General features: G+C 68.0%; 2 protein-coding genes and 1 pseudogene. All 3 read right to left on the reverse strand.

All coding sequences use genetic code 11. The features are described from left to right. A pseudogene (locus tag AC1DU6_RS28355) lies at positions 1-374 on the reverse strand (catalase/peroxidase HPI); the annotation flags it as partial. A gap of 139 nt (positions 375-513) precedes the next feature. Continuing rightward, complete coding sequence (locus AC1DU6_RS28360) at positions 514-1236, reverse strand: P-loop NTPase family protein (protein WP_056200848.1); 723 nt, start codon at positions 1234-1236, stop codon at positions 514-516. 68 nt (positions 1237-1304) lie between these two features. After that, the coding region (locus tag AC1DU6_RS28365) for a hydrogen peroxide-inducible genes activator (RefSeq protein ID WP_477861210.1) at positions 1305-2216 on the reverse strand (912 nt) is incomplete at its 5' end.

Here is a 2216-nt window from a genome sequence, read left to right on the forward strand (position 1 = left end):
GGCCAGGAGTTCAGCGGCGCGAAGCGCTGCTGGCCGCGCCCGCCGCCGCCGCGGCCGTCGGTGGTGCGGTAGGTGCCGGCCGCGTGCCAGGCCATGCGGATCATCTGCGGGCCGTAGTGGCCGAAGTCGGCCGGCCACCAGTCCTGGCTGTCGGTCATCAGCTTGACGAGGTCGGCCTTGAGCGCCGGGTAGTCGAGCTTGGCGAAGGCCTCGGCGTAGTTGAACCCGTCGCCGAGCGGGTCGGACTTGCTCGAATGCTGGTTCAGCAGGTCGACGCGCAGCTGGTTGGGCCACCAGTCCCGGTTCGTCGTGCCGCTGCCGGCGGCGTGGTGGAAGGGGCACTTGCCTTCGCTCTTGGAGGTCGGGTCGCTCATGTCAGCTCCTGGTGTCTGGGGGGAGACCGAAGCTTAATGATGACTATTGAGTTTTGGATTTGAATAGAACTAATCTACCAATAGCCAAAATCATCATCAAGCGCCGCGCGGGCGGCGCCCGATGTTGCACCGTCTCGCCCTAAACGCCCAGCCGCGCCAGTTCGCTCTCCACCAGCGCCAGCCACACGCGCAGGCGCTGGCGCTCCAGCAGGCCGAGCTTGGCGCCCTCGCCGCTGGACGCGGTTCGGGCCGACCAGAAGCTCGCGTCCGCCGCGTCGATCTTGCGCAGCACGGCGTCCTGCAGATGCTTGAGCGGCATGGTGCGGGCGCCCAGCCCTTCAGCGCGGGCGAGCTGGCCGGAGCGCTCCAGCTGCGAGAAGTCGTCGCCGCGCAGCTGGTTGAGCACCAGCACATAGCGCAGCCGGTCGCCGAAGCGGTCGAGCAGACGGGCCAGCAGGTCCACCGAGTCGCGCCCGGCGTCCATCACATGCCAATAGTGCACAGCCACGCCGGCCTCGGCCGCCAGCTCCAGCACACCGGACTCATCCATCCAGCGCGCCAGCGGCTCGTGCGTCTGCGCGGCCAGGTCCACCAGCACGCGCCGGCCCGGCTCGGCCAGGGCGCTCTCGACGATGGCGTCCAGCGCCGCGAAGTTGTCCACCAGCGCCGGTGAGGCGTAGTCGGCATAAAAGCGCAGCAGCGCGCCGTGGGAGCGGTCGGTGTCGAAGCCGGTGAAGGGGATGCCGCGGTCGATCATGTATTGCGCCAGCAGGCGCGACAGCAGCGACTTGCCGACGCCGCCCTTTTCACCGCCAACGAAATGGATGGCGCCAGCCGTGGTGTCAGCGGGAGGGGTGCTCATGGTGAAGGCGGATGTGAAGATGATGCGCAGTAGAACATTGTGCGGCGCAGCATGGCTGTATCAGGCCGTCACTGCGACAGCCGGGTGACCCCGTCCAGCTGGCAGGCGTAGATGGCATTGCGCAGCGCCGCAATGGCCTCGTAGCGCGTGAAGCTGCGCCGCCAGGCGAGCACGACGCGGCGCGTCGGAATGGGCTCACTGAAGGGCACGAAGCGCAGGTGCCGGCTCGGCTCGCGCGGCACGCTGAGTGCGGGCACGACGGTCACGCCCATGCCCGAGGCGACCATGTGCTTGATCGTCTCCAGCGACGAGCCCTCGAAGCTGCGCCGTATGCCCTCGGCATCGCTGGAGAAGCGCGCGAACTCGGGGCAGACCTCCAACACGTGGTCGCGAAAGCAGTGGCCGGTGCCCAGCAGCAGCATGGTCTCGCGCTTGAGTTCCTCGGCGCTGATGGCCTCGCGCGTGGCCAGCGGGTGCACGGCCGGCAGCGCGACGACAAAGGGCTCGTCATAGAGCTGGGCAGTGGCCAGGCCTGCCTCGGGGAAGGGCTCGGCCATGATGGCGCAGTCCAGTTCGCCGGTGCGCAGCATCTCCAGCAGCTTCACTGTGAAGTTCTCCTGCAGCATCAGCGGCATCTGCGGGTACAGCTCGATGGTGTGCTTGACCAGCTCGGGCAGCAGATAGGGGCCGATGGTGTAGATGATCCCGAGGCGCAGTGCACCGGCCAGGGGGTCCTTGCCGCGCTTGGCGATCTCCTTGATGGCGCCGGCCTGGTCCAGCACCGACTGCGCCTGCCGCACGATCTCGTCACCGAGCAGCGTGACCGACACCTCGTTGCCGCCGCGCTCGAAGATCTTCAGATCCAGCTCTTCTTCCAGCTTCTTGATGGCCACCGACAGCGTCGGCTGCGACACGTGGCAGGCSTCGGCCGCGCGGCCGAAATGCCGCTCGCGGGCGACGGCGACGATGTAGCGCAACTC

The organism is Roseateles sp. P5_B10, from assembly GCF_056400485.1.